Origin of the sequence: Streptomyces aurantiogriseus (genome assembly GCF_014649375.1) — a bacterium.
Taxonomy (GTDB): Bacteria; Actinomycetota; Actinomycetes; order Streptomycetales; family Streptomycetaceae; genus Streptomyces; species Streptomyces aurantiogriseus.
The window spans coordinates 66,836-91,637 of record NZ_BMSX01000012.1 but is presented as its reverse complement, the minus strand read 5'-3'; the positions used below and the strand labels follow the sequence as shown (position 1 = coordinate 91,637).

23 protein-coding genes and 1 pseudogene are annotated in these 24,802 nt (G+C 69.4%); 13 read left to right on the top strand and 11 right to left on the bottom strand.

Features of this window, described 5'->3' with window-relative positions:
* Positions 1 to 94 precede the first annotated feature (94 nt).
* Together IE263_RS24730 and IE263_RS24725 are read right to left on the bottom strand one after the other, a co-directional pair.
* Positions 95 to 1,021, bottom strand: coding sequence for a DUF6807 domain-containing protein (locus IE263_RS24730; protein WP_189939951.1), 927 nt, complete (start codon positions 1,019 to 1,021; stop codon positions 95 to 97).
* Positions 1,018 to 2,172 (bottom strand): Gfo/Idh/MocA family protein, encoded by a 1,155-nt coding sequence (locus IE263_RS24725; RefSeq protein WP_189939950.1) that lies wholly within the window; start codon positions 2,170 to 2,172, stop codon positions 1,018 to 1,020. The genes IE263_RS24730 and IE263_RS24725 overlap by 4 nt, the downstream gene beginning before the upstream one ends.
* Before the next feature lie 293 nt (positions 2,173 to 2,465).
* On the opposite strand from IE263_RS24725, the gene IE263_RS24720 reads away from it, so the two are divergent.
* From IE263_RS24720 to IE263_RS24710, 3 genes are all read left to right on the top strand, one after another.
* Complete coding sequence (locus IE263_RS24720) at positions 2,466 to 3,341, top strand: undecaprenyl-diphosphate phosphatase (RefSeq protein WP_189939949.1); 876 nt, start codon at positions 2,466 to 2,468, stop codon at positions 3,339 to 3,341.
* Positions 3,342 to 3,366: 25 nt separating this feature from the next.
* Positions 3,367 to 3,885 (top strand): DUF1877 family protein, encoded by a 519-nt coding sequence (locus IE263_RS24715; protein ID WP_189939948.1) that lies wholly within the window; start codon positions 3,367 to 3,369, stop codon positions 3,883 to 3,885.
* Positions 3,886 to 3,994: 109 nt separating this feature from the next.
* Positions 3,995 to 4,174, top strand: a complete 180-nt coding sequence (locus tag IE263_RS24710; RefSeq protein WP_189939947.1) for a hypothetical protein — start codon at positions 3,995 to 3,997, stop codon at positions 4,172 to 4,174.
* Positions 4,175 to 4,289: 115 nt separating this feature from the next.
* Here the strand turns inward: IE263_RS24710 and IE263_RS24705 are convergent, their stop codons facing one another.
* The 4 genes from IE263_RS24705 to IE263_RS24690 form a co-directional block, all read right to left on the bottom strand.
* Positions 4,290 to 5,030 carry an SDR family NAD(P)-dependent oxidoreductase gene (locus IE263_RS24705; RefSeq protein WP_189939946.1) on the bottom strand — a complete coding sequence of 247 codons (741 nt, stop codon included), beginning with the start codon at positions 5,028 to 5,030 and terminating at the stop codon, positions 4,290 to 4,292.
* A 76-nt stretch (positions 5,031 to 5,106) separates the two neighbouring features.
* A complete protein-coding gene (locus IE263_RS24700; protein WP_189939945.1) occupies positions 5,107 to 6,222 on the bottom strand; it encodes an AI-2E family transporter in 1,116 nt (371 codons plus the stop codon).
* A gap of 162 nt (positions 6,223 to 6,384) precedes the next feature.
* Positions 6,385 to 7,497, bottom strand: coding sequence for an ABC transporter substrate-binding protein (locus IE263_RS24695; protein WP_189939944.1), 1,113 nt, complete (start codon positions 7,495 to 7,497; stop codon positions 6,385 to 6,387).
* A 109-nt stretch (positions 7,498 to 7,606) separates the two neighbouring features.
* Positions 7,607 to 8,002 (bottom strand): winged helix-turn-helix transcriptional regulator, encoded by a 396-nt coding sequence (locus tag IE263_RS24690; RefSeq protein WP_189940142.1) that lies wholly within the window; start codon positions 8,000 to 8,002, stop codon positions 7,607 to 7,609.
* 100 nt (positions 8,003 to 8,102) lie between these two features.
* On the opposite strand from IE263_RS24690, the gene IE263_RS24685 reads away from it, so the two are divergent.
* Positions 8,103 to 8,756, top strand: a complete 654-nt coding sequence (locus IE263_RS24685; protein WP_189939943.1) for an NADPH-dependent F420 reductase — start codon at positions 8,103 to 8,105, stop codon at positions 8,754 to 8,756.
* Between the two features lie 199 nt (positions 8,757 to 8,955).
* Here the strand turns inward: IE263_RS24685 and IE263_RS24680 are convergent, their stop codons facing one another.
* Complete coding sequence (locus IE263_RS24680; protein ID WP_189939942.1) at positions 8,956 to 9,849, bottom strand: DUF3152 domain-containing protein; 894 nt, start codon at positions 9,847 to 9,849, stop codon at positions 8,956 to 8,958.
* A 138-nt stretch (positions 9,850 to 9,987) separates the two neighbouring features.
* On the opposite strand from IE263_RS24680, the gene IE263_RS24675 reads away from it, so the two are divergent.
* The 3 genes from IE263_RS24675 (at position 9,988) to IE263_RS24665 (ending at position 12,880) form a co-directional block, all read left to right on the top strand.
* Positions 9,988 to 10,680, top strand: coding sequence for a response regulator (locus tag IE263_RS24675; RefSeq protein ID WP_189939941.1), 693 nt, complete (start codon positions 9,988 to 9,990; stop codon positions 10,678 to 10,680).
* Between the two features lie 89 nt (positions 10,681 to 10,769).
* Positions 10,770 to 12,215, top strand: a complete 1,446-nt coding sequence (locus IE263_RS24670; RefSeq protein ID WP_189939940.1) for an ATP-binding protein — start codon at positions 10,770 to 10,772, stop codon at positions 12,213 to 12,215.
* Positions 12,212 to 12,880: a hypothetical protein gene (locus IE263_RS24665; RefSeq protein ID WP_189939939.1), complete on the top strand. Its 669-nt coding sequence runs from the start codon at positions 12,212 to 12,214 to the stop codon at positions 12,878 to 12,880. Before IE263_RS24670 ends, IE263_RS24665 begins: the two co-directional genes overlap by 4 nt.
* Before the next feature lie 145 nt (positions 12,881 to 13,025).
* On the opposite strand, the gene IE263_RS24660 is transcribed toward IE263_RS24665, so the two are convergent.
* Both IE263_RS24660 and IE263_RS48750 read right to left on the bottom strand, forming a co-directional pair.
* Complete coding sequence (locus IE263_RS24660; protein ID WP_189939938.1) at positions 13,026 to 13,442, bottom strand: hypothetical protein; 417 nt, start codon at positions 13,440 to 13,442, stop codon at positions 13,026 to 13,028.
* Between the two features lie 13 nt (positions 13,443 to 13,455).
* A pseudogene (locus IE263_RS48750) lies at positions 13,456 to 13,758 on the bottom strand (hypothetical protein); the annotation flags it as partial.
* 285 nt (positions 13,759 to 14,043) lie between these two features.
* Here IE263_RS48750 and IE263_RS24655 point away from each other — a divergent pair.
* Both IE263_RS24655 and IE263_RS24650 read left to right on the top strand, forming a co-directional pair.
* Positions 14,044 to 14,430 (top strand): Imm32 family immunity protein, encoded by a 387-nt coding sequence (locus tag IE263_RS24655; protein ID WP_189939937.1) that lies wholly within the window; start codon positions 14,044 to 14,046, stop codon positions 14,428 to 14,430.
* A 256-nt stretch (positions 14,431 to 14,686) separates the two neighbouring features.
* Complete coding sequence (locus IE263_RS24650) at positions 14,687 to 16,081, top strand: hypothetical protein (RefSeq protein ID WP_229911138.1); 1,395 nt, start codon at positions 14,687 to 14,689, stop codon at positions 16,079 to 16,081.
* Between the two features lie 285 nt (positions 16,082 to 16,366).
* Here the strand turns inward: IE263_RS24650 and IE263_RS24645 are convergent, their stop codons facing one another.
* A complete protein-coding gene (locus IE263_RS24645) occupies positions 16,367 to 16,780 on the bottom strand; it encodes a hypothetical protein (protein ID WP_189940140.1) in 414 nt (137 codons plus the stop codon).
* A 442-nt stretch (positions 16,781 to 17,222) separates the two neighbouring features.
* Here IE263_RS24645 and IE263_RS24640 point away from each other — a divergent pair, with 442 nt between their 5' ends.
* From IE263_RS24640 to manD, 3 genes are all read left to right on the top strand, one after another.
* A complete protein-coding gene (locus tag IE263_RS24640) occupies positions 17,223 to 19,283 on the top strand; it encodes a restriction endonuclease (protein ID WP_189939936.1) in 2,061 nt (686 codons plus the stop codon).
* Between the two features lie 1,297 nt (positions 19,284 to 20,580).
* Positions 20,581 to 21,999 (top strand): gluconokinase, GntK/IdnK-type, encoded by a 1,419-nt coding sequence (locus IE263_RS24635; protein ID WP_189939935.1) that lies wholly within the window; start codon positions 20,581 to 20,583, stop codon positions 21,997 to 21,999.
* Positions 22,000 to 22,168: 169 nt separating this feature from the next.
* Positions 22,169 to 23,413 (top strand): D-mannonate dehydratase ManD, encoded by a 1,245-nt coding sequence (gene manD / locus IE263_RS24630; protein ID WP_189939934.1) that lies wholly within the window; start codon positions 22,169 to 22,171, stop codon positions 23,411 to 23,413.
* 80 nt (positions 23,414 to 23,493) lie between these two features.
* Here the strand turns inward: manD and IE263_RS24625 are convergent, their stop codons facing one another.
* A complete protein-coding gene (locus tag IE263_RS24625; RefSeq protein ID WP_229911156.1) occupies positions 23,494 to 24,066 on the bottom strand; it encodes a DUF4291 domain-containing protein in 573 nt (190 codons plus the stop codon).
* A gap of 215 nt (positions 24,067 to 24,281) precedes the next feature.
* Between IE263_RS24625 and IE263_RS24620 the strand changes: the two genes are divergently transcribed.
* Positions 24,282 to 24,755 carry a nuclear transport factor 2 family protein gene (locus IE263_RS24620; protein ID WP_189939932.1) on the top strand — a complete coding sequence of 158 codons (474 nt, stop codon included), beginning with the start codon at positions 24,282 to 24,284 and terminating at the stop codon, positions 24,753 to 24,755.
* Positions 24,756 to 24,802 lie beyond the last annotated feature (47 nt).

Below are 24,802 nucleotides of genomic sequence, written 5' to 3'. Positions count from 1 at the left end.
AGGGTCCGGCGCCGGTGCCGGTGAGGTACTCCGGGCACGGGGACCGGCCCGTTTCACGGGCCCGGCGACCCCTCCGGTCGGTCTCCGTGCGCCCTCACCACGGATGCGCCTCCAGGTACTTGGCGATCTCCTCCCGCTCCCACGCCCCGTCGGCCACGACGACGCGGTAGCGGCGGGTGAGGGTGTCGCCCGGGGCAAGCTCCAGTTCGTCGTAGAAGGCCCAGGACGGGGCGATGCCCGCGAAGGGCTCGTTGCGCACGAACCAGTGGGCCGGGTGGGCTCCTTGGGTACCGCAGTGGTCGTTCTCGGGGGAGTGGGCGACGATGACGGTGGCGTGGCCGTCGGTGCCGTCGTGCTCGCCGGACAGGGCGAGCCAGGGGCCCTGCGTGCCCATCAGCTCCGGACCCTCGCCCTCGGGGCCGATGATCCGGCCGTCCCGGAAGGCGCGCGGGCCGCGCCAGAACAGGCCCGTGTAGCCGGCCCGCTCGCGTCCGGCGGTGGTGGGGCTGCCGAACCGCAGCGGCTCCTCCCGCCGGTTGGTGATGGCGCTGGTCCAGGTCAGCGCCCAGGAGCCGAAAGCCCGGTCGACGTCGTGCACCTCGATCCGGCGCCGCTCCTCGGCCCACAGCTCGCCGCTGTACGGATGCCAGGTCAGGCGCTCGGCGATGACGATCCGACCGCCGTCGGCCGCGACCTCGTCGAAGGCTACGTGGGCCATCGACCCGACGCGTTCGGGGAGTTCGAGATACCCCTCGCCGTGGACGTAACTGTTGCCGCCCCACAGGTTCGCACCCGAGAGATGGGACGCGGTCAGCGACAGCCCCTTGTGCCAGCGGTGGTCGTTGGGCCGGTAGTCGGTGACGACGTCGCCCGCGAGCGTGCGCAGGGGGTGGATGTACGGCTTCGACGCCTCCCAGGCGGCCTCCGGCCGGTAGACGTAGGCGAGCAGCTCGACGCCGGTGACCGGGTCGGTCACGGTGATGCGGTCGCCGTGCGCGTGCATGAGACGCAGGCCGGTCATGCGGACACCTCGGTGGGTACGGGTGCGGCGGCCGGGGCCCAGCCGGGGGCGCCGCCGTGCAGGGCCGTGTAGAAGGGGTCGCCGGGGCCGATCTCGCCCCGCTTCACCGTCGTGTCCGTGAACGCCGACTTGTACAGCGCGGTGATCAGCTCCAGGCTGGTGCGCCCGTCGGCGCCGCTGCTGCGCGGCCGCTCCCCCGCCCGCATGCTCGCGACCAGTGCGCGCAGTTGCGCCAGGTGCGAGCTGGGCACGTCCGTGCCGAAGTCCTGCCAGGCGGCCGCCCGGTCGCCGGGGACGTCGGGGGCCGGGGTGATGCGCCAGTTGGCGTTGCTGTGCCCGTAGAGGTGGGTGAGCTCGACCGTGGCCTGCTCGCAGTCGATGCGGATGCGGCTGACCTCGTCGGGGCTGAGCACACTGTTCACGATCGTGGCCATGGCGCCGTTCTCGAAGCGGACCAGCGCGGTGGACACGTCCTCGGTCTCCACGTCGTGCACGAGCCGGCCGGCCATGGCCCGCACCTCGCTCCACGGTCCGAGGAGGTCCAGCAGGAGGTCCATCTGGTGGATGCCGTGGCCCATGGCGGGACCGCCGCCCTCGGTCTGCCAGCGGCCGCGCCAGGGGACGGCGTAGTAGGCGGTGTCGCGGTACCAGGTGGTCTGGCAGTGCGCCACGAGCGGCCGGCCCATCGCCTGCTCGGCGAGCAGCCGCCGTACGTGCGCGGAACCGGACCCGAAGCGGTGCTGGAAGACGATCGAGGCGTACGGCCCGCTCTCCGGCCCCTCCTCCGCCTCCACGGCGTCGTAGTCGGCGAGGGTCGGCACCGGCGGCTTCTCGCACCACACCCAGGCGCCGGCCCGCAGCGCGGCCACGCTCTGCTCACGGTGCAGGGTGGGCGGGGTGCAGATGGTCACCAGGTCCGGGCGCTGCTCGGCCAGCATCCGCTCCAGGTCGGTGTAAGCGTGCGGAACCCTGCCTTCCGCGCAGAAGGCCTCGACCGCGCCGGCATCGATGTCGACGGCCGCGACGACCTCGGTCTCGCCCTCGGCCGCGAGCTGGGCGAGGGCGGGCAGATGGGAGCCGCGGGCGATGGCGCCGGTACCGATGACGGCGGCGCGGATGCGACGGCCGGCGAGCGGAGCGGATGGGGTCATGGGCGTGATCAGCACTCCTCCGACGAACGACCGGACCGGCGAGCGACAGCGCAGCAGGTAGCAAGCGCTTTCACTCCGGCAGCAAAGTAAGCGGAGGCCAGGCGGCCGGTCAACACATCGACCCAGCTCGGACGCCGCACGCGCTTCCCCTCCGCGGCCTCCTGCCAAACCCCTGTGTCCGCCCTGTCCTCCGGGGGCGCTACGCTGCCTTCGACACACCACTTGATCACCGCGCGCGGCGGCCCGCCGTGTCCGTCGCCCCTCTCCGATCGGCACTTGGACTCCGTAACCTCATGTCTTGGTTTGAATCCCTCATCCTCGGACTCGTCCAGGGGCTGACCGAGTTCCTCCCCGTCTCCTCCAGCGCGCACCTGCGGCTGACCGCGGCCTTCTCCGGGTGGGAGGACCCCGGCGCCGCCTTCACGGCGATCACCCAGATCGGCACGGAGGCCGCGGTGCTGATCTACTTCCGCAAGGACATCGGGCGGATCATCTCGGCGTGGTCGAAGTCACTGTTCAACAAGACGATGCGCAAGGACCACGACGCCCAGATGGGCTGGCTGGTGATCGTCGGCTCGATCCCGATCGGTGTGCTCGGCGTCACACTCAAGGACCAGATCGAGGGCCCGTTCCGTGACCTCCGGGTCACCGCGACGATGCTCGTGGTCGTCGGCATCGTCATCGGTATCGCCGACCGGCTGGCCGCGCGCGACGAGAACGGCGGGCGCCACCGCGCCCCCAAGCAGCGCAAGTCCCTGGACAACCTGGGCGTGAAGGACGGCCTGATCTTCGGCCTCTGTCAGGCCTGCGCCCTCATCCCGGGCGTCTCCCGCTCCGGCGCCACCATCAGCGGCGGTCTGTTCATGGGCTACAAGCGCGAGGCGGCGGCCCGTTACTCCTTCCTGCTCGCCATTCCCGCGGTCATGGCATCCGGCGCCTTCGAGCTGAAGGACGCGGTGGAAACCGGCCATGTGGCGTGGGGGCCCACGGCGTTCGCGACGGTGATCGCGTTCGCGTCCGGGTACGCGGTCATCGCCTGGTTCATGAAGTTCATCAGCACCAAGTCCTTCATGCCGTTCGTGTACTACCGCGTCGTGCTCGGCATCGTGCTGATCGGCCTGGTCATGGCGGGCGTCCTCAGCCCGCACGCGGCCGAGTCGGCGGGCTGAGCACGCCGCCCCCGGCGGCCGGGCCATGGGCCTCACCCAGCAGTTCGCCCGCGTCTCCCCGGCGTACCTGTCCCGCTGCCGGGAGTCGGCCCTCGACTGCCCGGGCGGGGCGCCGGGCTGGGACCCCCCGGCCGAGGACCTCCTCGACACGGACTGGGCGGTGTGGGGCCTGATCCGGTACTGCCGGGCCACGGGCGCCGACGCCGGCATGATCGCCGCTCTCGAGCGGGCGATCGACGGAGACCCCCACGAGGACGTGGGCTTCCTCGACCACGACGAGGTGTACGACGGCTTCGACGGCCCTCCCCGGCTGCTCACGCCGGACGCGGTCACCGAGATCGCCGGGGCGCTGGACGCCGTCGACCTGGACGCCGTCCTGGCCGGCCTTCCCGCCTCCACGCCCGATGCGGCGGCGGCCTGCGGATTCGCGCGGGGATTCACGGGCAGCGTGCGGGCCTACCTCACCGATCACTTCGCCGCCCTGCGGGAGTTCTACGGCGAGGCGGCCCACCGCGGGCTGTGTGTCGTGGTGTGGATCGACTGAGGACACCGCGACCGGCCGCCCCGGGCGGGCGGCGGTCGTGACCAACCCCATACGGTCTGGGTAGCCGCCCGGTAGCGCACTGTCAGTGCTTGCCCCTACGCTGTTGCGCATGTCCCCCAGTTCTCTTGCCCCTGGTTCCGTGCGGTCTGCCGCAGAGTTGAACGAGCAGATCCGGGCACTGTGGCTGCGCGCGGGCGGCTCCCTGTCTGCCCAGGAGCGGGCGGAGTACGAGCTGCTGGTGGTGGAGTGGGCGGCGGCGATACAGGGCGAGGTCGTCGAGGCGGCCTGAGCCCGCCGGCAGACCGGCCTCCCCCCTCTCACGACCGGCCCTCCCCGCCGCGCTCCCCCGCACGCTCACGACAGGCCCGCTGCCCCCTCAGGGCAGGCCCCGCTGCCCGCCCCTGTCACCGTCCCCCGGCCACCCGCACCACCGTCCCTGTCGCATACGACGCCTCGGGGGACATCAGCCATGACACCGCGGCCGCGATCTCCTCGGCCTGGCCCGGTCGCCGTAGCGGGATGGACGCGGCGGCCCGCCGGGCCCGGTCCGGGTCGCCCATCGCGGCGTGCATCTCGGTGTCGATCATGCCGGGCGCGACCGCGTTGACGCGGATGCCGTCGGGGCCGAGTTCCTTGGACAGGCCGACGGTGAGGGCGTCGAGGGCGGCTTTGGTGGCCGCGTAGTGGACGTAGTCGCCGGGGCTTCCCAGGGTCGCGGCCGCGGACGAGATGTTGACGATCACTCCGCTGCCGCATGGCGTCATCAGCTGTGCCGCCCGCCGCGCGCACAGCAGCGCACCCAGGAGGTTGACCTCCACGACCCGGCGCAGGTCGGCGGTGCCGGTGTCGGCGAGCCGACCGAGGGGCCCGGTCACGCCGGCGTTGTTCACCAGGCCCGTCACCGGCCCGAGTTGGTCCTCCGCCACCGCGAACAGCCGCTCCACGTCCGCCTCGACGGATGTGTCCACCCGCACGGCGACGGCACGGCCACCGGCGTCCCGCACGCCGTCGGCCACCGCCTCCGCGGCGTCGGCGTCACGGACGTAACCCACCGCCACGTCATGCCCGTCGGCCGCGAGCCGCCGGCAGACCGCGGCGCCGATGCCCCGGCTGCCGCCGGTGACGACAGTGACAAGACGCTTCATGACCGCCTCCTGACGCTTGATCCCTCCCGAGCCGGTGACCGCGTCAACCGTCACCTCCGGGTGAAGGGACGACCCCTCACGACGGGACGGCCACACCGGTGTGCGGCTCGTCGGTCTCCGGCTCCTGCGGCGGGTCGCTGAGCTGCTCGCGCACATAGTTCCAGACCACCGCGATCACCGCGGCGACCGGTACGGCGAGCAGACTGCCCACGATGCCGGCCAGACTGCCGCCCAATGTCACCGCCAGCAGAATCACCGCCGCGTGGAGGCCGAGCCCACGACTCTGGATCATGGGCTGGAACACGTTGCCCTCGAGTTGCTGCACCACGACGATGATGGCCAGCACGATCAGCGCGTCCGTCGGGCCGTTCGACACCAACGCGATGAGAACCGCGACGAAGCCGGCGAACAGGGCACCCACGATCGGCACGAACGCGGAGACGAAGGTCAGCACCGCCAGCGGAAGCACCAGGGGCACCCCCAGAATCCACAGACCGAGGCCGATGAAGACGGCGTCGAGCAGGCCGACGAGTGCCTGGGAACGCACGAACGCACCCAGGGTGTCCCAGCTGCGCGCGGCCACGGTCGGGACGTCGGTGGCGAGCCGACCGGGCAACTGACGGGCGAGCCAGGGCAGGAACCGCGGGCCGTCCTTGAGGAAGAAGAACATCAGGAAGACCGCCAGGACCGCGGTGATCACGCCGTTGACCACGGTGCTCACCCCCGTGACGACAGCGGTGACCATGCTGCCGAGGCCGTCCTGAGCGCGGGCGACCGCGGTGTCGAGCGCCTTGGTGATCTGGTCGTCGCCGATGTTCAACGGCGGCCCGGCGGCCCACTCGCGCAGCTTCTGCAGGCCTTCGACCACGCCGTCGGTCAGTTCGCCGGACTGGGAGGCCACCGGCACCGCGATCAGCGCCACGACGCCCACGGCACCGAGGAGGAACAGCAAGGTCACGACCGACGCGGCCAGGGCGGGGCGCCATCCGCGACGACGCAGGAACCGCGTCAGGGGCCAGGTCAGCGTGGTGAGGAGCAGGCCGACGATGAGCGGCCAGACGACCGACCACATCCGGCCCAGAACCCATAGGGCCACGGTGAGCATGACGAGTATCAGCAGCAACTCGACGGAGATACGCGCCGATGTGCGCAGCGCAGCGCGCGTCTTCGGGGAACTCAACGTGGCAGACATGGGGTTACCTTATTGGTCCGCAGGTCACCGGCGTTGCGGGGAGTGCCCGTCTCCTCCTGGCGACCAGTACCAACCGGTGCGTCCGCAGCCGGGCCGGAGGCTACCCGTCCTCCCCGGGCGGACGGATCTGTCTTCCTCTTTCGGGCGCGCTCGGCGCCTCTCTCAGCCGGTGTGGAGGATCCGGAAGCGATCGGGTTCCGCCGGATCCCGATCCACGACCTGGATCGGCGGCCTGGCCCATTGCCACACGCTGATGCCTGGCGTGCGGGAGAACTGGATCTGCCCGCGGGTGCCTTCGACTGCAACGCGCGGCCAGGATTCGGCAGTGCGCGCCCGGTCCACGCCGTGAGAACGCAGCACATCGGCGAGGACGGCGACCGTGTCGTAGCCCTCGAAGGCGACGAAGGAGGGCGCTTCGGCCAGCCGCTCTCTCAGGGCCGTCCCGACTCGTGCTCCGAGTGGGGTGAGGCGCTCGGGCAGGTAGCGCAAGAACGGGATCGCGGCGCCTTCGTCGCCCAGCAACGTCGCCCATTCGGCGAACTCCGGTTGTCCGGCCGGAGCACCGATCATGATCTCGGCGAGGCGCCGGTCGCGGCGGACAGACTTGACGATCGGCACTGCCGGCTCCGGGTGGCCGACCAGAAGAAGGAGGGCTGTCGCGCGATGGTCGACGAGTTCGTCGCACACGGCCGCAGCGGTGAGCGCGCTCATGTCGAGTTCGATGACGGTGCCGCCGCGTGAAGCGAGGTGGTCCCGCAGAATGCGGGTCCCCGTTGCCCAGTAGACGCTCGGCTGGGCTGCTACGGCGATACGGCTGTGGCCCGCGCCGAGGAGGAAGTCTGCGTAGACCTGCCAGCCGCGGGACTGCGGCGGGGAGAGGCGCGCGACCCATTCCGTCGGCTGTTCGGTGAGCGCGTCGAGAACCGCTGATGAGCACAGGAAGGGCAGGCCGAGTGCGTCGGCCCTGGCGGCAGCGGCGCGAGCGACGACGCTGTGATACTCCCCCGCCAAGGCAGCCACGCCCAGGCGAGCCAACTCATCTACGGCCGCCGCGGCTCTCTGTGGATCAGCCGCGGTGTCCCGGACCACCAGCTCGAGTGGTCTTCCGACGATCCCGCCGGCGTCATTGACCTCGCGAACGGCCAGCTCGAGTCCAGCGAGCAGGTGTTGGCCTGCCTCGACCCAGCCGGGCCGGGTCAGCGGAACGAGAGCGCCGATCTGGACTGCTGATGCGTCAGTCCGCTCCGCTCCAGATGGCGATGGTGGCGCATTCATGCGTTGGCGTCTCCCGAGTGACGATTCGGCCGCAGTTCGCCCGGATCGCAGAGTGAACATCAGTGGCGCCGAGAGTAGCCGAGCCGAGAATGGCCGGCTTCGGCTGGGGCTATGGGGTCACCGGTGAGTCCGGCGGCGTCCGTGCCGCACTCTCCTGGGCCTCAAGAAGCTCGTCACCATGGTCGATCGCCCAGCGTCCGAGCGCCGTCATCGGGCCCTCGACCAGGCTCTGCCCCAAGCTGGTCAGGGCGTACTCGACGCGAGGCGGCGCCTCGGCATGTGCGTGGCGGTCGACCAGGCCACTGGCGCGCAAGCGGTGCACGGTCTCGGTCAGGACCTTGTCGCTGATGCCGCCGATCGCGTCGCGTAGCTCGCGGCGTCGGCGTGGTCCCCCGCGGAGAGCCGCCAGCACAACGGGATCCCAGGTGTGGACGAAGAGATCGGTGGCCGCGCGCAGACGGCAATCGGCGACCAACTCGTGGCAGAGGGCGTCATGATCAGTCATCTCGCCGCCCATCATCGCGCGTTGGTCACGCACTGATCGGTGCGTAACGCCTTCCCTACCGTGGCTCCCCCACATGACTACCGCTTGAGAGGCGGCGACGATGCGCATCGGGATCCTGGGAACAGGGACACTGGCGGCGTCCCTGGGCGAGGGCTGGGCACGTGCGGGGCACGAGTTGGCGATCGGCGGACGGTCGCAGGTCAAGGCGGAGAGGCTTGCTGGGCGGCTGGGTCACGGAGCGCTCGCCGTCGCGCCGCGTGAGGCGGTCATCGGGCGCGATGCGGTGCTGCTCGCCGTGTCATGGGACGGCGTGGACGACATGCTGGGATTGGTGGGCGCGTCCGACGGCGTGCTGGAGGGGACGCCGTTGATCGATCCCACGAACGCTGTCGCGCACGGTGTCGGCGCGCTGCTCACCGGACACGGCGAGTCGGTGGCGAGGCGGGTCGCCGGGCTCGCTCCAGGAGCTCGGGTGGTGAAGGCGTTCCATCTCTTTCCCGCCGGCCAGTGGACGAGCCCTCCCGGTGGCGGCCAGTCCCGTGTGACCGTGGCGATGTGCGGCGATGACGCGGCGGCACTGCACGTCGTCGGCGAGCTGGTCCGTGACGTCGGTGGGACGCCGGCGGTTCTGGGGGCACTGGATCGCGTCCGCCAGTTGGAGGAGGTGGCGGGTTTCGTCATCGGGTTGGCGTTCGCGGGCTTCGACCCCAACTCCGCGGTCCCTCGCGTCCCCTCGTCGGCTGCGACGAGCTGACCCGCCGTCCACACCGGACCGGGCGTCGCACCGCATTCCGTCGATCGAGCAGTCGGCGTCCAGGCCGGCGGACTTGGCCTTCCCGGTCAGCAGTAGGTCATCAACCGGCGAACCTCATCGAGGTCCACGCCGCCAGGGTGCAGGCCATGGCCTTCCCGCGGGGAACGCCCGCGGTCACACCCGCGCCCCTGCCCGTGGCTCAGGGCACGGCGGGACCGGTGATGAGCCGCCCCTGGGCGTCGTAGGGCCAGACATTGGGGACGCAGCCCTGCATGCCCTTGATCTGCTGCATCATCGCCGGGGCGGGTTTTCCGGGGCCGGGACAGCCGACGTGGCCGTGGCCGAGGAAGTGGCCGACCTCATGGTTGATGATCAGTGCCCGGTAGGAGGGGACGTCCTTGGCGTAGACCGGCGTCGCCAGCTCCCAGCGCTTGAGGTTGACCATGACGTTGTCGTCCACGTTGCAGTTGACCTCACCGCCGGTGTTCAGCCCGTACTGCCCGCAGATCTTGTCCACGGTCCCGGGGGTCGCCACCCGGACGACGAAGTCGGTGGTCCCGCCCGAGACCCGCCGGAACGCGGAGGTGCCGTCCGCCGTCCAGCCCCGCGGGTCGGCCAGAATGCGCTCCACCTCCTCGGCCACCTCCGCGGCGGAGAGCGCGAGCCCCGTCTCGACCTCGACCCGGTAGCGCAGCGTTTTCCCCGTGCCCACCTTGCCGCTCCCTCCGGACGCGGTGACGAACGTGCCCGGGCCGGTCGCCGGGATGGTGGTACCGCTTCGGGAAGGACGAGGGGACGCGCCGGTCGGGGGCGATGAACTGGACGGGCTGGAGGGGGAGTTGGGTGCCGGTGTGGTCCGGGACCGGTCGGGGGTGGGCTCGGGCCGGGCGGTGGCGCCGGTCTCGGTCGCTGTCGGTAACGCCTCCTTGGCCGGCGGCTCCCACTCGACGGCCGTGAACCCGGCGGCACCGAGGACGGTCAGCGCGGCCAGGCCTCCCCACAGGGGGCCCTTGCCGCGCTGCCGCTCGGCGGCGTGCTCGGGGCCCAGCCGACGACGGCGGTTGTGGGAAGGCGTTGCTTTGTGCGCGGTCATGATCAGTCAGAGTGTGATCGCTATGTGATCGGATCTAGCTCAAGTGATAACGAAACGATAACGAATGATCACCATGCGTTTTATGATCATCCGGTAACAGAGCCGCGGTCCGGGCCGGGAGGTTCTGATACTGAGCCCATGCCACGAGTTCTGCTGATCGAAGACGACCGCGCCGTCCGGGAAGGGGTCTCCCTGGCGCTGCGCCATCAGGGCCATGAGGTCTCCGCCGCCGTGACCGGAGAAGACGGCATGGCACAACTGCGGTCCTTCCGGCCCGACGTCGTGGTTCTCGATCTGATGCTGCCCGGTATGACCGGCCTGGAGGTGTGCCACGGCATCCGCGCCGTCGACCAGGCGCTGCCGATCATCATGGCGACCGCGCGGGGCGATGAGGTGGACATCGTTGTCGGTCTGGAGGCGGGCGCCGATGACTACGTCGTCAAGCCGGTGCAGGCCAGGGTGCTGGACGCCCGTATCCGCGCCGTACTGCGCCGGGCGGCCGGGGCTCCGGGCGACAGCGAGCTGCCGAAGATCGACACCCACGGGGACCTGGCCATCGACCGGGCCGGGCTGACGGTCACCCTGCGGGGCGCGCCGGTCGTGCTCGCCCCGTCCGAGCTCCGGCTCCTGCTGACCCTCTCCGCCTCGCCCGGGCAGGTGTACAGCAGGCAGCAGTTGCTGGAGGCGGTCTGGGAGCGCGGCTACCACGGCGACGCCCGCCTGGTGGACGCGTGCGTCAAACGGCTGCGCGCCAAGATGGGCGAGTCGCCGCGCGAACCGCGTCACATCCAGACCGTGCGCGGCTTCGGCTACCGGTTCGCGTCCCGGTGAGACGTTCCGTGAAGGCGGGAGTTCCGAGGAATCCGGCAACGAGGGTCAGGGCGAAGCTTCCCACGCGGGTTTCGCTGCGCGGCCTGCGGATGCGGCTCGTGGTGGCGTTCGGAGTCGTCGCCGCCCTGGCCACCACGACGACCGGCGCCCTGACCTTCCGGGAGGCCCGCAACGGCGTCCTCCAGCAGAGCCAGGACACCGTGATCGGGCAGATGCGCGCCCAGGTCAGCCGGCTCGCCCCCGAACTCGCCTACCCCCCGAGCCGGGAGCTGCTGCGGCAGTTCGCGGCGGAGGTGGCACGCGCCGAACCGTCGGGGACCTGGCGCGTACTGGCCACGTACCAGGGGCTCAGCGAAACCTCGGTCGCGGGCGACCCCTTCGACGAGCTGACGCCCGCCGTCCGCGAGGCCGTCGAGTCCAGCCTGGCCACCGTGTTCCAGCGGGTGCGCAGCGGCGGACGCACCTCCCTGGTCGTCGGCATGTCGGTCACCTTCGCCTCCGAGCAGCGCATTCCGACGGACTCCGGGGTCCAGGTCTTCCTGACCGTGCCCCAGGCCGACGAGCAGGCGACCGTCGACGCGTTGGTCACCGCTGTCCAGCGGGCGACCGTACCGGCCCTCGGCATCGCCGTGCTGCTCGCCCTGTTCGCCGCTCGCGGGGTGCTGCGGCCGGTCCGCGCACTGCGTCACGCGACCCGCAGCATCGCCGAGGGGCACCTGGACACCCGGCTCGACGTCAATGGCTCCGACGAACTGGCCGATCTGTCGCACACGTTCAACGAGACCGCGGCGGCCCTGGAACAGTCCGTCGCCGAGCTGCGCAGCATGGAGGCGCGGGCCCGCCGCTTCGCCGCGGACGTCTCCCATGAGCTGCGCACCCCGCTGGCCGCCATGTCGATGGTCACCGACATCCTCGACGAGGAGGCCGCCCGCCTCGAGCCGGACGCGGCCACCGCCGTACAGCTGATCAGTGAGGAGACCGTGAAACTGGCCCGTCTGGTGGAGGATCTGATGGAGATCTCCCGCTTCGACGCGGGTGCGGCGGTCCTGCACCTGGACGAGATCGACCTCGCCGAGTCGATCCGGCGCACGCTCTCCTCCCGCGGCTGGTCGGACACGGTGGAGATCCGACTGCCGGGGCCCGACGAGCTCCGGGGTCGCGTCGACCCGCGCCGGCTGGACGTGGTCGTGGCCAACCTGGTCGGCAACGCCCTCCGGCACGGCGCCCGACCGGTGTGCGTCAGGCTGTCGGCGGGCGGACCGCCCGGTGCGCGGCCGTCGGCGGTCATCGAGGTGGCGGACAGCGGGCCCGGCATCCCCGACGACGTGCTGCCGCATGTCTTCGAGCGCTTCTACAAGTCCGACAGCGCGCGAACCCGTACCGAGGGCAGCGGGCTGGGCCTCGCGATCACCGAGGAGAACGTCCGCATGCACGGCGGCACCGTCCGAGCGGCCAACCGTGCCACGGGCGGCGCCGTCTTCACTGTGGAACTCCCGCTGCGGCGGGACGAGTCACCGCGGGAGAACACCTCATGAGGCCCGTACACCGTGCCGCGCTGCTGGTCGCCCCGGCGGCACTCGCACTCTCCTCCTGCGGCATTCCCGCGACCGACGTGGTGGAGGCGGGTGGGCCCGCGAGCGGGATCGCGCCGACCACCCCGGTCTACTTCGTCAGGAACGGAACCCTGGTCGCGGTTCCCCGCAGGGTCCCCGAGGCCGGTGATGTCAGGACGGCCCTCGAGGCACTGCTCCAGGGCCCGACCGCGCAGGAGCGGCTCAAGAGCCTGACCACCCGGCTGGCCCGGCAGCCGGAACGCCTCTGGCCGACCTCCGCCCCTGCCAGGACGCAGGACGGCACCACCACCCCGGCGGACACCCCGCCCCCCTCCGAGACCCCGACAGAAGCTGCCGAGACCCCGACGGAGGCTGCCGAGACCCCGACAGAAGCTGCCGAGACCGCGACGGAGGCTGCCGAGACCCCGACAGAGGCCGTGGAGGTGACGACGCGGGGCGACAGCCTGTCGGTCGAACTGCCCTGGTACACGGCGGAGTTGTCCTCCCTTGCGGCGGACCAGGTGATCTGCACCGCCGCCCGGGCGTATCTGCCCACCCTCTGGGACGTGGAGTCGGTGACGGTGACCGTGACGAGCGCCGTCGGCCGGACCGCCGAGGGATCCGACGACCGCTGCCCCGATCTGTAGCGCACCTCCGGGACACGTCCCGCGTGCGCGATCACCTTTCGGCAGGAACAACACCGGTCGGGGAGGACACACGCAAGTGGGTCAGCACGTCTCCCGCCACCTCGTACGGCCGCTCCACCGGCAACAGCGCCCCCGCGCGATCGAGTCAGGCAGGACGCGCCAAGGCCCCCATGGCCGAGGAGTACCGCTCGTATCGGTGCGCCTTCGACTCCTTCGGCAAGCAACGCCGTGCCGCCTGCAGCAACGCCAGATTGACGGGTGGCGGCGCGTCCTGCCACTCCACTACTACCGCTGACAGCGGAACAGGAGTCGGCGGGCGCATGGTCTCCTCCCACAGCAGGGAGGTACCACCGATCCGCTCCAAGGAGGAGCGGGCGAGAACGTGCATGTCAGCGGCCATCTCGCACAGCTGACCGAACCGTTGGCGGAGGTCTGTCCGTTCCTTGACGAAGGCCTCCCGGGACTGTTCGACGGCCGCGTGGTCCAGTGCACGCCGCGCGTAGTACAACCCGCCGACAGCTGTCAGTGCGCCCAACAGCCCCAGCCACAATTCCGCGTCCACGTACACCCCCGGCGGGGGTGCTGTCCTCGGGGGCGGGGTCGCGGTCCCGGGCGATCTTCTCCCCCGTGACGGCGTCGAAGAGGCCGTGACCGTCGTGCGAGACGACCATCACCAAGTCGTCCTCGGTGTCGGGATGCGACGCGAAACCGATCCCGAGCAGTCCGCCGACGGGGACGTAGGCGATGCGCTGCCAGGGCTCGGGCGCCGGCACCACGGGGGCCGCGAGGAGCCTTTTCCGCATCGCCTGCTGGTACGCGGAAAGCTCAGGCTCACAGTCTGGCTGCTCGACCAGGGCTTCCTTCTTCGTCCGCTTCATCACGCAGCCATGATCCATCCTTCGGCGGGCGCACCCAAGGGAGTTGATGCAGGCCAGGGGTCAGGTACAGGTCCCTGGAGGCTGTGAACGCGGCTTGGTGATCCACGTCAAGCCGCGTTCGCAACCCCTGTGTGGGCCAAGCCTTCATTGAGTTGGGCGCCGAGGACCGGACGAGTTGCTCCGCTGTGCGCTGCCCCGTTCGGCCGTCTTCGCTGCCCCTGAGACGTGACTGGCGATCTTGGCCGGCAGGCATCATGGGTGTCCGACGTTGGAGGAGTGACGCCCATGAGACTGGTCTCCGACCCCGAGTACGGCGAAGTGGATCTCTCCGCCTCGGCGGAAGAGCTGACGGAGTTGGCAAACGCGGTGGCCCAGGGTGAGGGGCTGCTCGGCTCCACCCTTTCGCCAGGCAGCGACACCCTGACCGGGGTCGAGGTCAGAGGTACGTCCGGCCCCGGCGTCCTCATCCGCCGGGACGCCGAGCGACAGATCCTTGTGATCAGCGGTGACGCCGCCGGCAGGGCGGTACTCGCGGAGAATCTGCGGGACATGGCCACTGCCGATGACGGCGGTCACCTCCACATCGATTACTTCCCCGGGCACTGCTACCTCACCGAAGGATCACTGCCCTTGGTGGTCAACAGCCCGCACGGAGGCATGCCAACCCGGTAAGTGGGCAGTTGTTCGCTGCGATCAGTGGCCATAGGCGAACGACGCCCGGAGCACTCGCAGATCTACACGCCCAGCTGCCCATCTATGGGGACCGTCGAATGCTGCACCAGGTCCCCGGATCTCGGGCCGCCCCGGGAGGCCGATCGTCATTCTCGGGACAGGCGGCAGAGCGTGATCGTCGACGTTGACCTCTTACACGCGACATGCTCACCATCTGCGAGCCCGCGACGCCCGCTGGCGAACAGGGAGAGGCACCATGCGTGGAGAGTGCGGTCACCGCGAGACCATTGCTGCGATCGCGCGGAATCCTGCGGCGCCGTCCGAGGTACTGACCAGGCTGCTGTGCGAGGAAGCCATCGCGGCCTGGGACACGATCGCCTGGCGCGCTCTGCCGGACGAGGTTGTCGACGCCATCGTCAAGCATCCCGACCACAGGCTGCGGACAGCGTTCACTGGGAACGTCGGGGTGACGGCGGAACAACGCGCCCGGCTCGTGGACGATCCCGATCCAAGCGTCCGCCATTTCCTGGCCATCGGACCCGAATGGTTCCGCATACCCTCGCGGCCACTGCCCCTGTCCACTCAGCAGCGCCTGCTTGCCGATCCGGAACTGCCGGTCCGCCGAAGCGCAGCCTTCTGCCGCGACACAGCTCCAAGTCTGGTCGCCGGGCTCGCCAACCACCAGGACGCGGACCTTCGACGGGCAGCCTGCCGCGAGTGGGCCTTGCTTTCCGAGGACAACCGAAGCCGTCTGCTCCGCGACGCTGATGACAAAGTACGTCAGGCGGCCATGATGGAGGCCTGCCGCGATGACGCGGGCTACACGGAGCTTCTTCTCGACGCAGGAATTGGCCGCTTTGCCAGGCAAGATGTGATCCGGTACGGCGCCATGAACACGGCGACCGCCGAACGGCTCGCGGCAAGCACCGAAGAGGAGGACCGGCGCGAGCTGGCGGCCAACCTCAACGTGCCCATCGACATCATCCGGACGTTGGCGAACGACGACGCACACAGCGTCCGGCTGGCGGTATCGGTACGACCCGAGCTGACGGAGACCGAACGTACCGCCATTGACGTCACCATCAGCCCGTCCGACCGGCTCTTTCCCGTCGAATGGGTCCGCCTCTGCACCGATCCCGACGTCTTGCGCCAGTGCGCCAAGTCGGCGAACACCCTGCTACGGCGCAGCGCCGCCTACAGCCGGCACCTGCCTGCCGACGCCATCGACCTGCTCTCGAGGGACGACGACTACCCCGTGCGCCTCCTGCTGTGTGAGAACCAGCCGACCGTCGACGGCGAGGTGGTGCTGCAGACGTATCTGGACTGCGAGGTCATCACCAAAGGCGATCTGCTGCGCCACCCGAACTTCCCGCGCACGGACACCGGGCAACGCTTCGCCAACGACCCGGATCCAGCGAAGCGATGGCTGGTGGGGCTCGACTCCGAAGCGCCCGTCGACGCCGTGGTCCGGTTGCTTGCAGACCCCGACGATCGTGTACGTGCCATGGCGGCCGCGCACCCCGCGCTGCCAGTCGATCTCATCCTCCAAAGCTGCCGGAATCCGGAGACCTCCTCCCACGCCCTCAGCAACCCGAGCCTTCCCACGGAAGCCATGCACCAGTACCTGGACGATGCAGGCATCCCTCGCTGACGCGGACGGATCAGGAACGCAGAACACGTCCTCTCACGCCGCAGCGGCGCTGTCGGTCGCCTTTGCGAGCCATCCGCTGTCCTCTCCGGGCATCCAACGGGTCCGTCCCGCGAGACAACCGCCACTGGCAAACCTTCCCCGGCACGCCACCAGGAACATGGATTACGTCTGTGAACGCGGTCTGATGACTCAGGTCAAGCCTTGTTCACAGACGCTTTGTCCTCTGACTTGGGTTCGCCCGAAGCCACTGGTCAGCGTGTAGCAGCCAGGGACCGACGTCAGGCGTCACGGCGCGTAGTAGGCGGCATACCAAGCCGCGTGCCCTGCGACGGAGAAGTCTTCGAAGTCGCCGCCTGCTTCACAGCGGAGCAGTCGTTGCAGTGCCGCTTCGGCTTCGGGTAGGCGCTGGTTCGACAAAAACGCCTTGGTCCTGGCCAATCCGCTTCCGCACAGCAACTGAATGTCGATCGAGCTGTCGGCGTCCATGCTGGCAGACTTGGCCTTCCAGATGAGCAGCACGTCTTCGAGCACCGCGGCATTGAAGAGCTGTACGCAGCACAGCTTCATCAACTCCGTGTCACCGTCTCCCTGCGCACCCTTCTCCAGCCTGGTTTGTGCGGCAAGCAGACCCCGTACTTCGTCGAGGTCTGCCCCGGTGGGGTGCAGGCTGAAGCGGTGCAGGCTCTCGTCTTCGTCCATCGCCATGCTTTCTCAGTGGACCCGACACCGATTGTTCCCGGTCACGCCATGCTCATCTCCGTCGGATCAGACCCGCAGTCTCATTCGGTCAGGCTTCTGCGCTGCTGGCGTCGCTGTGTACCACGGGAGCCGCGAGGAGCCACCTCCGCCTCGCCTGTTGGTACGCAGAGACTCTGGTTCGAGATCTGTCCGCTCGACCGGAGCTTCCTTGTACGTCCACTTCATCACGGCTCCATGATCCACGCTCCGGCAGGCTTACCCGACCGAGCTGACGCAGCCCTGCATCGTCCTGGTTACCCTCCAGTCACGTTGACCTGCGGGGATGGACCGACGGTGCTTCTTTTGACAGGTGGATGTGCGAGACGGTGATTGCTGGCTACAGTCGTCTTGTTACAACTGGTTGTGGGGACAACCAAAGCGCCTTGGGGAGGGCCCGCAGCACATGAGTCGTCGCTCTACTGGTTTTGTCGGCGTCTGGGCTGAAATGCAACGGCAGCAGCAGCGTCAACTGGAAGCCGAAGCCAGACGGCGGAGACAGCAAGAACAGCAAGCGCGGGCCTATCAGCGGCGAGCTGCCCAGAGCCACCGCGAGTACCGGCAGGCAGAGGCTCTACGGCGCACGGAGGAGCTGGACGCGCGGGTTGCATCGTTGCAGAGTCTCCTTGCCTCGGGTTGCCAGGCTCCGCCCTTCAAGGCTGCCTCTCTCATGCGCCTCGAAGAGGTCCAGCCCTTCGCTCCAGGACCACTGGCGCAGCCAGTGCCCATGCCGGATTTCAGTCACTACCAAACGCAGAGCGGCTGGACTGCGAGTCGCCGAGCACAGGCGCAGGCCGAAGCACGAGCCCGCTTCGAACGGGACTGGCAGGCTGCCCAAGCCGCGGAGGCACACAGACAGCAACAGCTGGCGGCCTACCAGCGGGAGTACCAGCAGTGGGCCGATACTCAGCTGGCTGATGTACGTCGACACAACGCCGGCGTCGTGGCGATAACCGACGGCGTGAGGCGTCAGGATCCCGATTCCGTGGTCGAGTACTTCACAGCCGCTCTCTACGCCTCGACGGCGTGGCCGGAGGGTTTCCCGCGCCAGGTGGCAGCAGCCTACGACCCGGCAGCCAGGCAGCTGGTACTGGATTGGGAGCTGCCCGCCTACAGCGTCGTGCCGGAGGTCAAGGCCGTTCGGTACCTGTCCGGGGCCGACCAGGACAAGGAGACTTTCCGCCCAGTAGGCCAGCGCCGTGCTCTGTACAGGGAGGTTCTCGCGCAGTGCATGCTCCTCGTTCTGCACGAGTTGTTCGCCGCAGATGAACTGGGTGCGCTTGAGTCAGTGACCTTGAACGGATTCGTCGATGGGCATGACCCTACGACGGGCCGACCAGGCCAGATCTTCCTCGCAACCGTCATGGCCTCGCGCTCTTCGTTCCGTGACTTGCACCTGGCGCAGGTGGACGCAGGTAGCTGCCTGGCTGACGCACTGCGTGGGCAGCTCTCGGCTCGACCGGACCAACTCACACCAGTACGGCCGAGTAGGCGGCCGCAGGATGTCGGGAACCGCGTTGTCGCTCACGGCAGCGACGAGGAACCGGACCTGTTTGCCATGGACCCGATCGCCTTCGAGAATCTCGTTGCCGATCTCTTCCGGGCCATGGGGATGCAGGCGGTGACCACCCAGCGTTCCAACGACGGCGGTGTGGACGTCGACGCACTGGATCCGACACCCATCCGAGGCGGCAAGATCGTCGTGCAGGTGAAGCGCTATCGCAACACGGTGCCGCCGACCGCTGTACGTGACTTGTACGGGACCGTGCAGGACGCGGGCGCCAACAAGGGGGTCCTCGTGACGACGTCAGGGTTCGGCCCTGGCTCACACACCTTCGCCAACGGCAAGCCGCTGGAACTGATCTCGGGCCCCGAACTCGTGGACCTGCTGCATCGTCATGGGCTCCGTGGGCGGCTGGGTGACGGCGGTCGGCAAGTCCCCGCACAGCCGACGCCCTCCGTGCCGGACACTCGGCTGCCAGACGATTACAACGTCTTGGGCATGTCGTGGACCGGAAGCGTCGCCTTGGACGTGTGCGCTCTCGTCTGCCGTGGCAACCGGGTCCTCAGTGACGATCACTTCGTCTTCTTCAACAACCCGCAGACGCCAGACGGCTCAGTGCGTGCTCTCCCGGCCACTGCACCTGACAAGGCCGCGATCTGTGTCTCCTTCGACGGGTTGCCCGATGAGGCCGACCGGTTCGTGCTCGTGGCGGCCATCGACCCAGAGGTCAACCCGGACGCCGACCTCTCCGGTTTCACAGACGCCCGCATCCGCCTGCTCGACCCGGGGCTGGCTGAGCTGGGACAGCTTGAAGTCTCCGACGGCCGGCCGCGCGAAACCGCCTTGGTACTCGGCTCCTTCCGCCGACGGTCGAACGGAGACTGGGACTTCGTCCTGGGCGGCAAGGGCTACTCGGGCGGCCTGGAGGAACTCGTTCAGGATTTCGGCATCGAGGTTGAGTAGAGCCAACCCGGGTCCAGCTCTACAGCCTCAGCGAAGATCGTGTCGAATGGGTCCGCTTCGAAAACCACCACGGTCCGAAGGCATACGGCAAGATTCAAAGGCTCCCCACAGCCATGCCCAGGCACCACACACGCACCGAGCCGTCGGCCAAGGCGGCGTTGAGCAAACTGGTGTGCCTGGTAGACGGTGATCGTGGACTCCGCGTAGGCCGCACGGATCCCGCGTAGCGGTTCTTCCTTGGCGCACAGCGCGATCGAGTTCAAGTACTGCACCTGCCGCTGGACAGGCACGGCAGGCACGGCAGGCACGCTCCCGAGGACTACGACGCCCTGAAGGGGCATGCCGTGACGCGTCCCTGTGGACCCCGCCCGGCCCTGGTCGTCGGCGGACCCGTGACCGGGACTTCAGGATCCACCAAGGGCGTGAACTCGCCGGCACGCTGCTGTGGGCCGAGGGCGCCCATGAGTCGAACACGGGCACGCTGCGAGCCGCATACTCCCTTGGCTGGGCGCCGTACTCCGAACTCGACGGGCCAGGAGGCAAGTTCCGCTGCCTCGCAGTGTTCGTCAGCGCCCCGTCCCGGAGGGAACTGGCGACAAGTCTGCGCACGTACAGCGGTGTTCGTCCCGAGCCCTTACGCGACGCCGGGCGATGAATACCGTCGCGGCGTGGCGGCGGTCGACGATTGGCCGGACTCTCATCCCGAAGGGCTCGCCCCCGGGAGCGTCTCAGTTCGGGACGCCCGGTGTCCGTGGCATGGCGTGACCTGGCCGATGAGTTGCGAGGGGAGCAGAAGCCGGACGGCAGGGCAGGGGGGATCCGGGTGGCTTCGCCGCGCCTCAGAGCAGCAGCGGAAGGCCCACGAGTGCCGCGCCGCTCGCGCCGAGTGCGGCCATGAGTGATCCGGGCCAGTTGCCCGACTGGGCGTAGGTCAGCAGCCCTGCCAGCAGTCCTGCCACCACCGCGGCTAAGAGAATGAGAGCCCAGCGCAAGGACAGCCGCTCTGGCGGTGGCGGTGGCGTGGGCGAGGTCGGTTCGGACATACGGCACTCCTGCAGCTGCGTCAGGAACCTCTCGAATGAGTGACCACCGTAGCCAGATGAGCGCTATCAGAGAAGGCTTCTGATATGTCATCGCTGCGCGAAGGGGGCATAAGAGGGCGGTCGTGGGCAGACACGCGCTCCGGCGTGCGCCCATAGGGCTCTCTGTGCTTCTTCAGGCGTTGACCGGACAGCTGACCAGAACAGCGCTGTGACCTAGCATTCCCGCCATGACTGGTCCTGAATTAGACCCTCGCGTGGATTCCGAGGACGCCTTACGGGGTTCCACCGCCAAGGTGGTGGAGCTACTGGGCTGTCAGATCGTGGAAGGGGGCAAGCCGCGCGACCAGCACCTGACAGTGGACGCCGTCATGCACGAGTTCGGGATCACCCGGCCCATGGCGCGTGAGGCACTGCAGACGCTGCATCAGAAGGGCCTGATCAATCTGCAGCCGCGGATCGGAGCCACCGTTCAGGCGCTGGAACGGTGGGACCTGCTGGACCCCGACGTGATCGCGTGGCGTCTGGAGGTGGCCCCCGACAGCCAGATGCGGTCACTCACCGAGCTGCGGGAGGTGATCGAGCCCCGCGCGGCCAGGCTTGCAGCGCTGAGCAGGTCCGCGGAGGTCTGCCACGACTTGACCAGCCAAGCCCGCACCTTGCTCGCCCTCAGCGAGGAACCGGACTTTGCGCAGCCGCGGGAAGGAGCCGCGATCCGGCAGCGCTTCCGGGACGTCGACGCCGCCTTCCACCGCACCCTGCTGGCCGGCTCGCGCAACGAGCTGTTCCTGCGTCTGTCCCACCCGGTCGTCATGGCCTTGAACCACCGGATCGACCGGGACTGGGCGGGCGGTCACCAGGATGTGACGGTCACGTCGGCGCGCGCCGCTGTCGGCGCCGACACCGTGCAGAGCTATCCCACCCGGCCGGAGCCGATCGCCATGTGGCTGCACATGGGGCTGGCCTACGCCGTCGACCAGGGACTGGCGACGGCCTCGGAGGCCTTCGCGGAGGCCATCCTCGCCGAGATCCGGGGCGGACGACTGCAGGATCCCGCGGTGCTCGACCATCTTCGGGCGGGGCTGGACGAGTTCAATGCGAACGGCCTGCCGACCGCCCATCGAGACGGTTTCCGGGACGCCATGGCCGCGTTGGTCCGTGCTCGGCGCGCTCCCGTCGTCGTCATGGGGGTGACCGGGTGCGGCAAGACCACTGTGGGCCAGTACTTGGCGGAGTCGCTCAGGGTGCCCTTCGAGGAGGGGGACCGCTTCCACAGCAGGCGCAACCGGGAGTCGATGGAGCGCGGCGACCGTCTCGACGACCGGAGCCGCAGTCCGTGGCTGGCCGCCATCGCGGGCCGCATGCGGGCGGCGGGCTCGGAGGAGGGGCTGGTGATCACGTGCTCGTCCCTCAGACGTATCTACCGCGAGATGCTGCGTGTGGCCCGCGCCGACGCGTTCTTCGTGCACCTGGAACTCGGCCAGGACGAGGCCACCGCCCGCGTGGCCGGCAGACAGTCGCACTACATGCCCGCTTCCCTGGTGCCCTCACAGTTCGAGGACCTCGAACCATTGCAGGACGACGAGGTCGGCATGACGATCGACGCCACCCTGCCCGTCGAACGCATCGTCGCCGAGGTCCAGACCGAGCTGGCCCGGCACACGCGGGGGCGCTGAGTCGGTCCGCCCGAACACGGACCGCGTCCGAGTTGCCCGGCCTGTGCCTGCGTTCCGCCGGCCGCGTGCGGACCGAGCCCCGGCCACGGGCTCACCGCACCCTGTCGCCGCACGGCTCCGTGATCGACGACCCGCCCGATCGACCCGACCGAAGAGAGGGGACCTCGTCATGCGGATTGAGTCTGCCGAGGTGATCGTCACCAGCCCGGGACGGAACTTCGTCACCCTGCGACTCACCACCGAGGACGGCGTCACCGGCCTCGGCGACGCCACGCTGAACGGCCGGGAACTGGCCGTGCAGTCGTATCTGGACGACCATGTCGTCCCCCTGATCCTCGGCGGCGACGCCTCGCGCATCGAGGACACCTGGCAGTACCTCTACCGGGGCGCCTACTGGCGGCGCGGCCCCGTGACCATGGCGGCCATCGCGGCGGTCGACACAGCGCTGTGGGACATCAAGGCAAAGAGCGCCGGGATGCCCCTCTACCAGCTCCTCGGCGGCGCGTCCCGCAGCGGAGCCATGGCCTACGGGCACGCCTCGGGCCGCGATGTGCCCGAACTGCTCGACTCCGTCCGTAAGCATCTGGAGCTGGGCTACCGCGCCATCCGCGTTCAGAGCGGCATCCCCGGCCTGGACTCGGTGTACGGGGTGGCTGCCTCCGGCGCGGAGGGCGGAGAGCGCTACGACTACGAGCCCGCGCGCCGCGCCACCGTCGGCGGGCGGCTCCGCCCGACGGTGGAGACCTGGGACACCCGCGCGTATCTGCGGCACGTGCCGTCCGTCTTCGAGGCCGTCCGGGCGGAGTTCGGTCCCGAACTGCCGTTGCTGCACGACGGGCACCACCGGATGACGCCGATCCAGGCCGCTCAGCTGGGCAAGGCACTGGAACCGTACGACCTGTTCTGGCTGGAGGATGCCACGCCTGCGGAGGATCAGGCGGCCCTGCGCCTGATCCGGCAGCACACGACGACACCGTTGGCGATCGGTGAGGTCTTCAACTCGGTGTACGACTACACCACGTTGCTGAGCGAGCGGCTGATCGACTACGTGCGATCCGCCGTCACCCACACCGGTGGTGTCACCGCCATGAAGAAGCTGCTCGATCTCGCAGATGTCCACGGCGTCAAGTCCGGGATGCACGGCCCGACCGACATCTCCCCGGTGGGCATGGCAGCGGCGCTCCACCTGGACCTGGCCATCCACAACTTCGGCATCCAGGAGTACATGCAGCACTCCGAGCGGACGCTGGAGGTCTTCCGCACCTCGTTCCGGTTCGAGGACGGGCTGCTGCACCCGTCCGACACCCCGGGACTGGGAGTCGAACTCGACACCGAGGCGGCGCGCCACTTCCCGTACGAGCCGGCGTACTTGCCGGTCAACAGGCTGAGGGACGGGACCATGCACGACTGGTGAGCCGACGCCTGTCCCGACGACCTGGCGCGGCGTTCACTGTGCCCCATGGGCCAGAGCCGGCTGTCGGGTGGAGCGGCCCGTCATCCGCGTAGGTGGGCAAGAAGTTCGTCTCCCACGGGGTAGGAGCGTTCCCGGGGCAACAGGCGGGCGGCGGAGTCCAGGTCTCTACTGCTGACGAGGGCGTGGATCTCGTGGGCGAGTGGGGTCACGTCGCGGATGGCGACCGTCCACTCGTCCGCGTAGCGTCGTGCGGCCTCACCGGAGAGCCCGAGTTGCAGGGACCGGTACGGCAGGGGCTGTAGGCGCAGGTCCCGCTCCGGGTCCCACTGAACGCGGGCGGGCGCACGCTTCAACTGACGCTGCCAGGTGGCTCGGTCGGGGTGTACCCCGCGGACGTAGCTCGACAGGCACGCGTGGCGCAGCGCCCACTCGAAGCCGACCCGGCTGATCTCGACGGCGAGGACGGTCTCCTGCCCTTCCTTGGAGCCCCAGCCGCAGCGGTACATCATCCACAGGAAGGACGGCTTGATCCAGGTCATGCGCTCACGGCTCCAGGCCGGCGGAAAGCGCCCGTCGCGCGCCGCCGCGTTGCCGATCTCCGGGCGGTACGCCTGGTAGACGGTGACCGTGGACTCCGTGTGGAGGGCGCGGATGCGGAACCTCGGCTCCTGCTCGACAGAGTGGTCGACCGGTTGTTCAACGGGTTTTTCTACGGGTTGTTCAACGGGTTGTTCGACGGATCGATCGTTCACTGCACCAGCCTCACCGCCCACCGGGCCGTACGACCACCGAATTACCTCCACCGATTATCAGCGCCGGTCCCCGCACGCCTCTTGGCTCGGAACGCCGTATGCCCAACACTCGGGCCATGACGCAGCGTGTGGAGCTCGCTACCGTGATGGACCGGCTGGCCGTGGACGGGCTGATCACCGACTACGCGGTGGCGGTCGACGACGGTGACTGGGCGGCGTACCGGGGGTTGTTCACGGCGGACGGGCGGGCGGACTACCGTTCGGCCGGTGGTATCGAGGGGGACGCCGGGAAGGTGGCCGTGTGGCTCGCGGAGAGCCTGCGGGGGTTCTCGATGCGGCAGCATCTGATCGTGAACCGTCGGCTCCGCTTCGGGGTCCTGGAGCAGGACAGGGGGGACACGGCCCAGGTCCAGGCCGACTACGTCAACCCGATGCGGCTGGGCGGCGAGGGCTCCTGCGCCGAGCCCGACTTCGTCTGCGGCGGCCGGTACGCCTTCGCGCTGCTGCGCACGGACGACGGCTGGCGGGTGCGTGAGGTGGTCGTCCAGGAGAAGTGGCGTCGGCTGCCCGGCGGGAAGGCCACCGGCTGATCCCGGCCATCTGGTGGGAGATCGTCTCCGGCGCGCACACTGGAGCC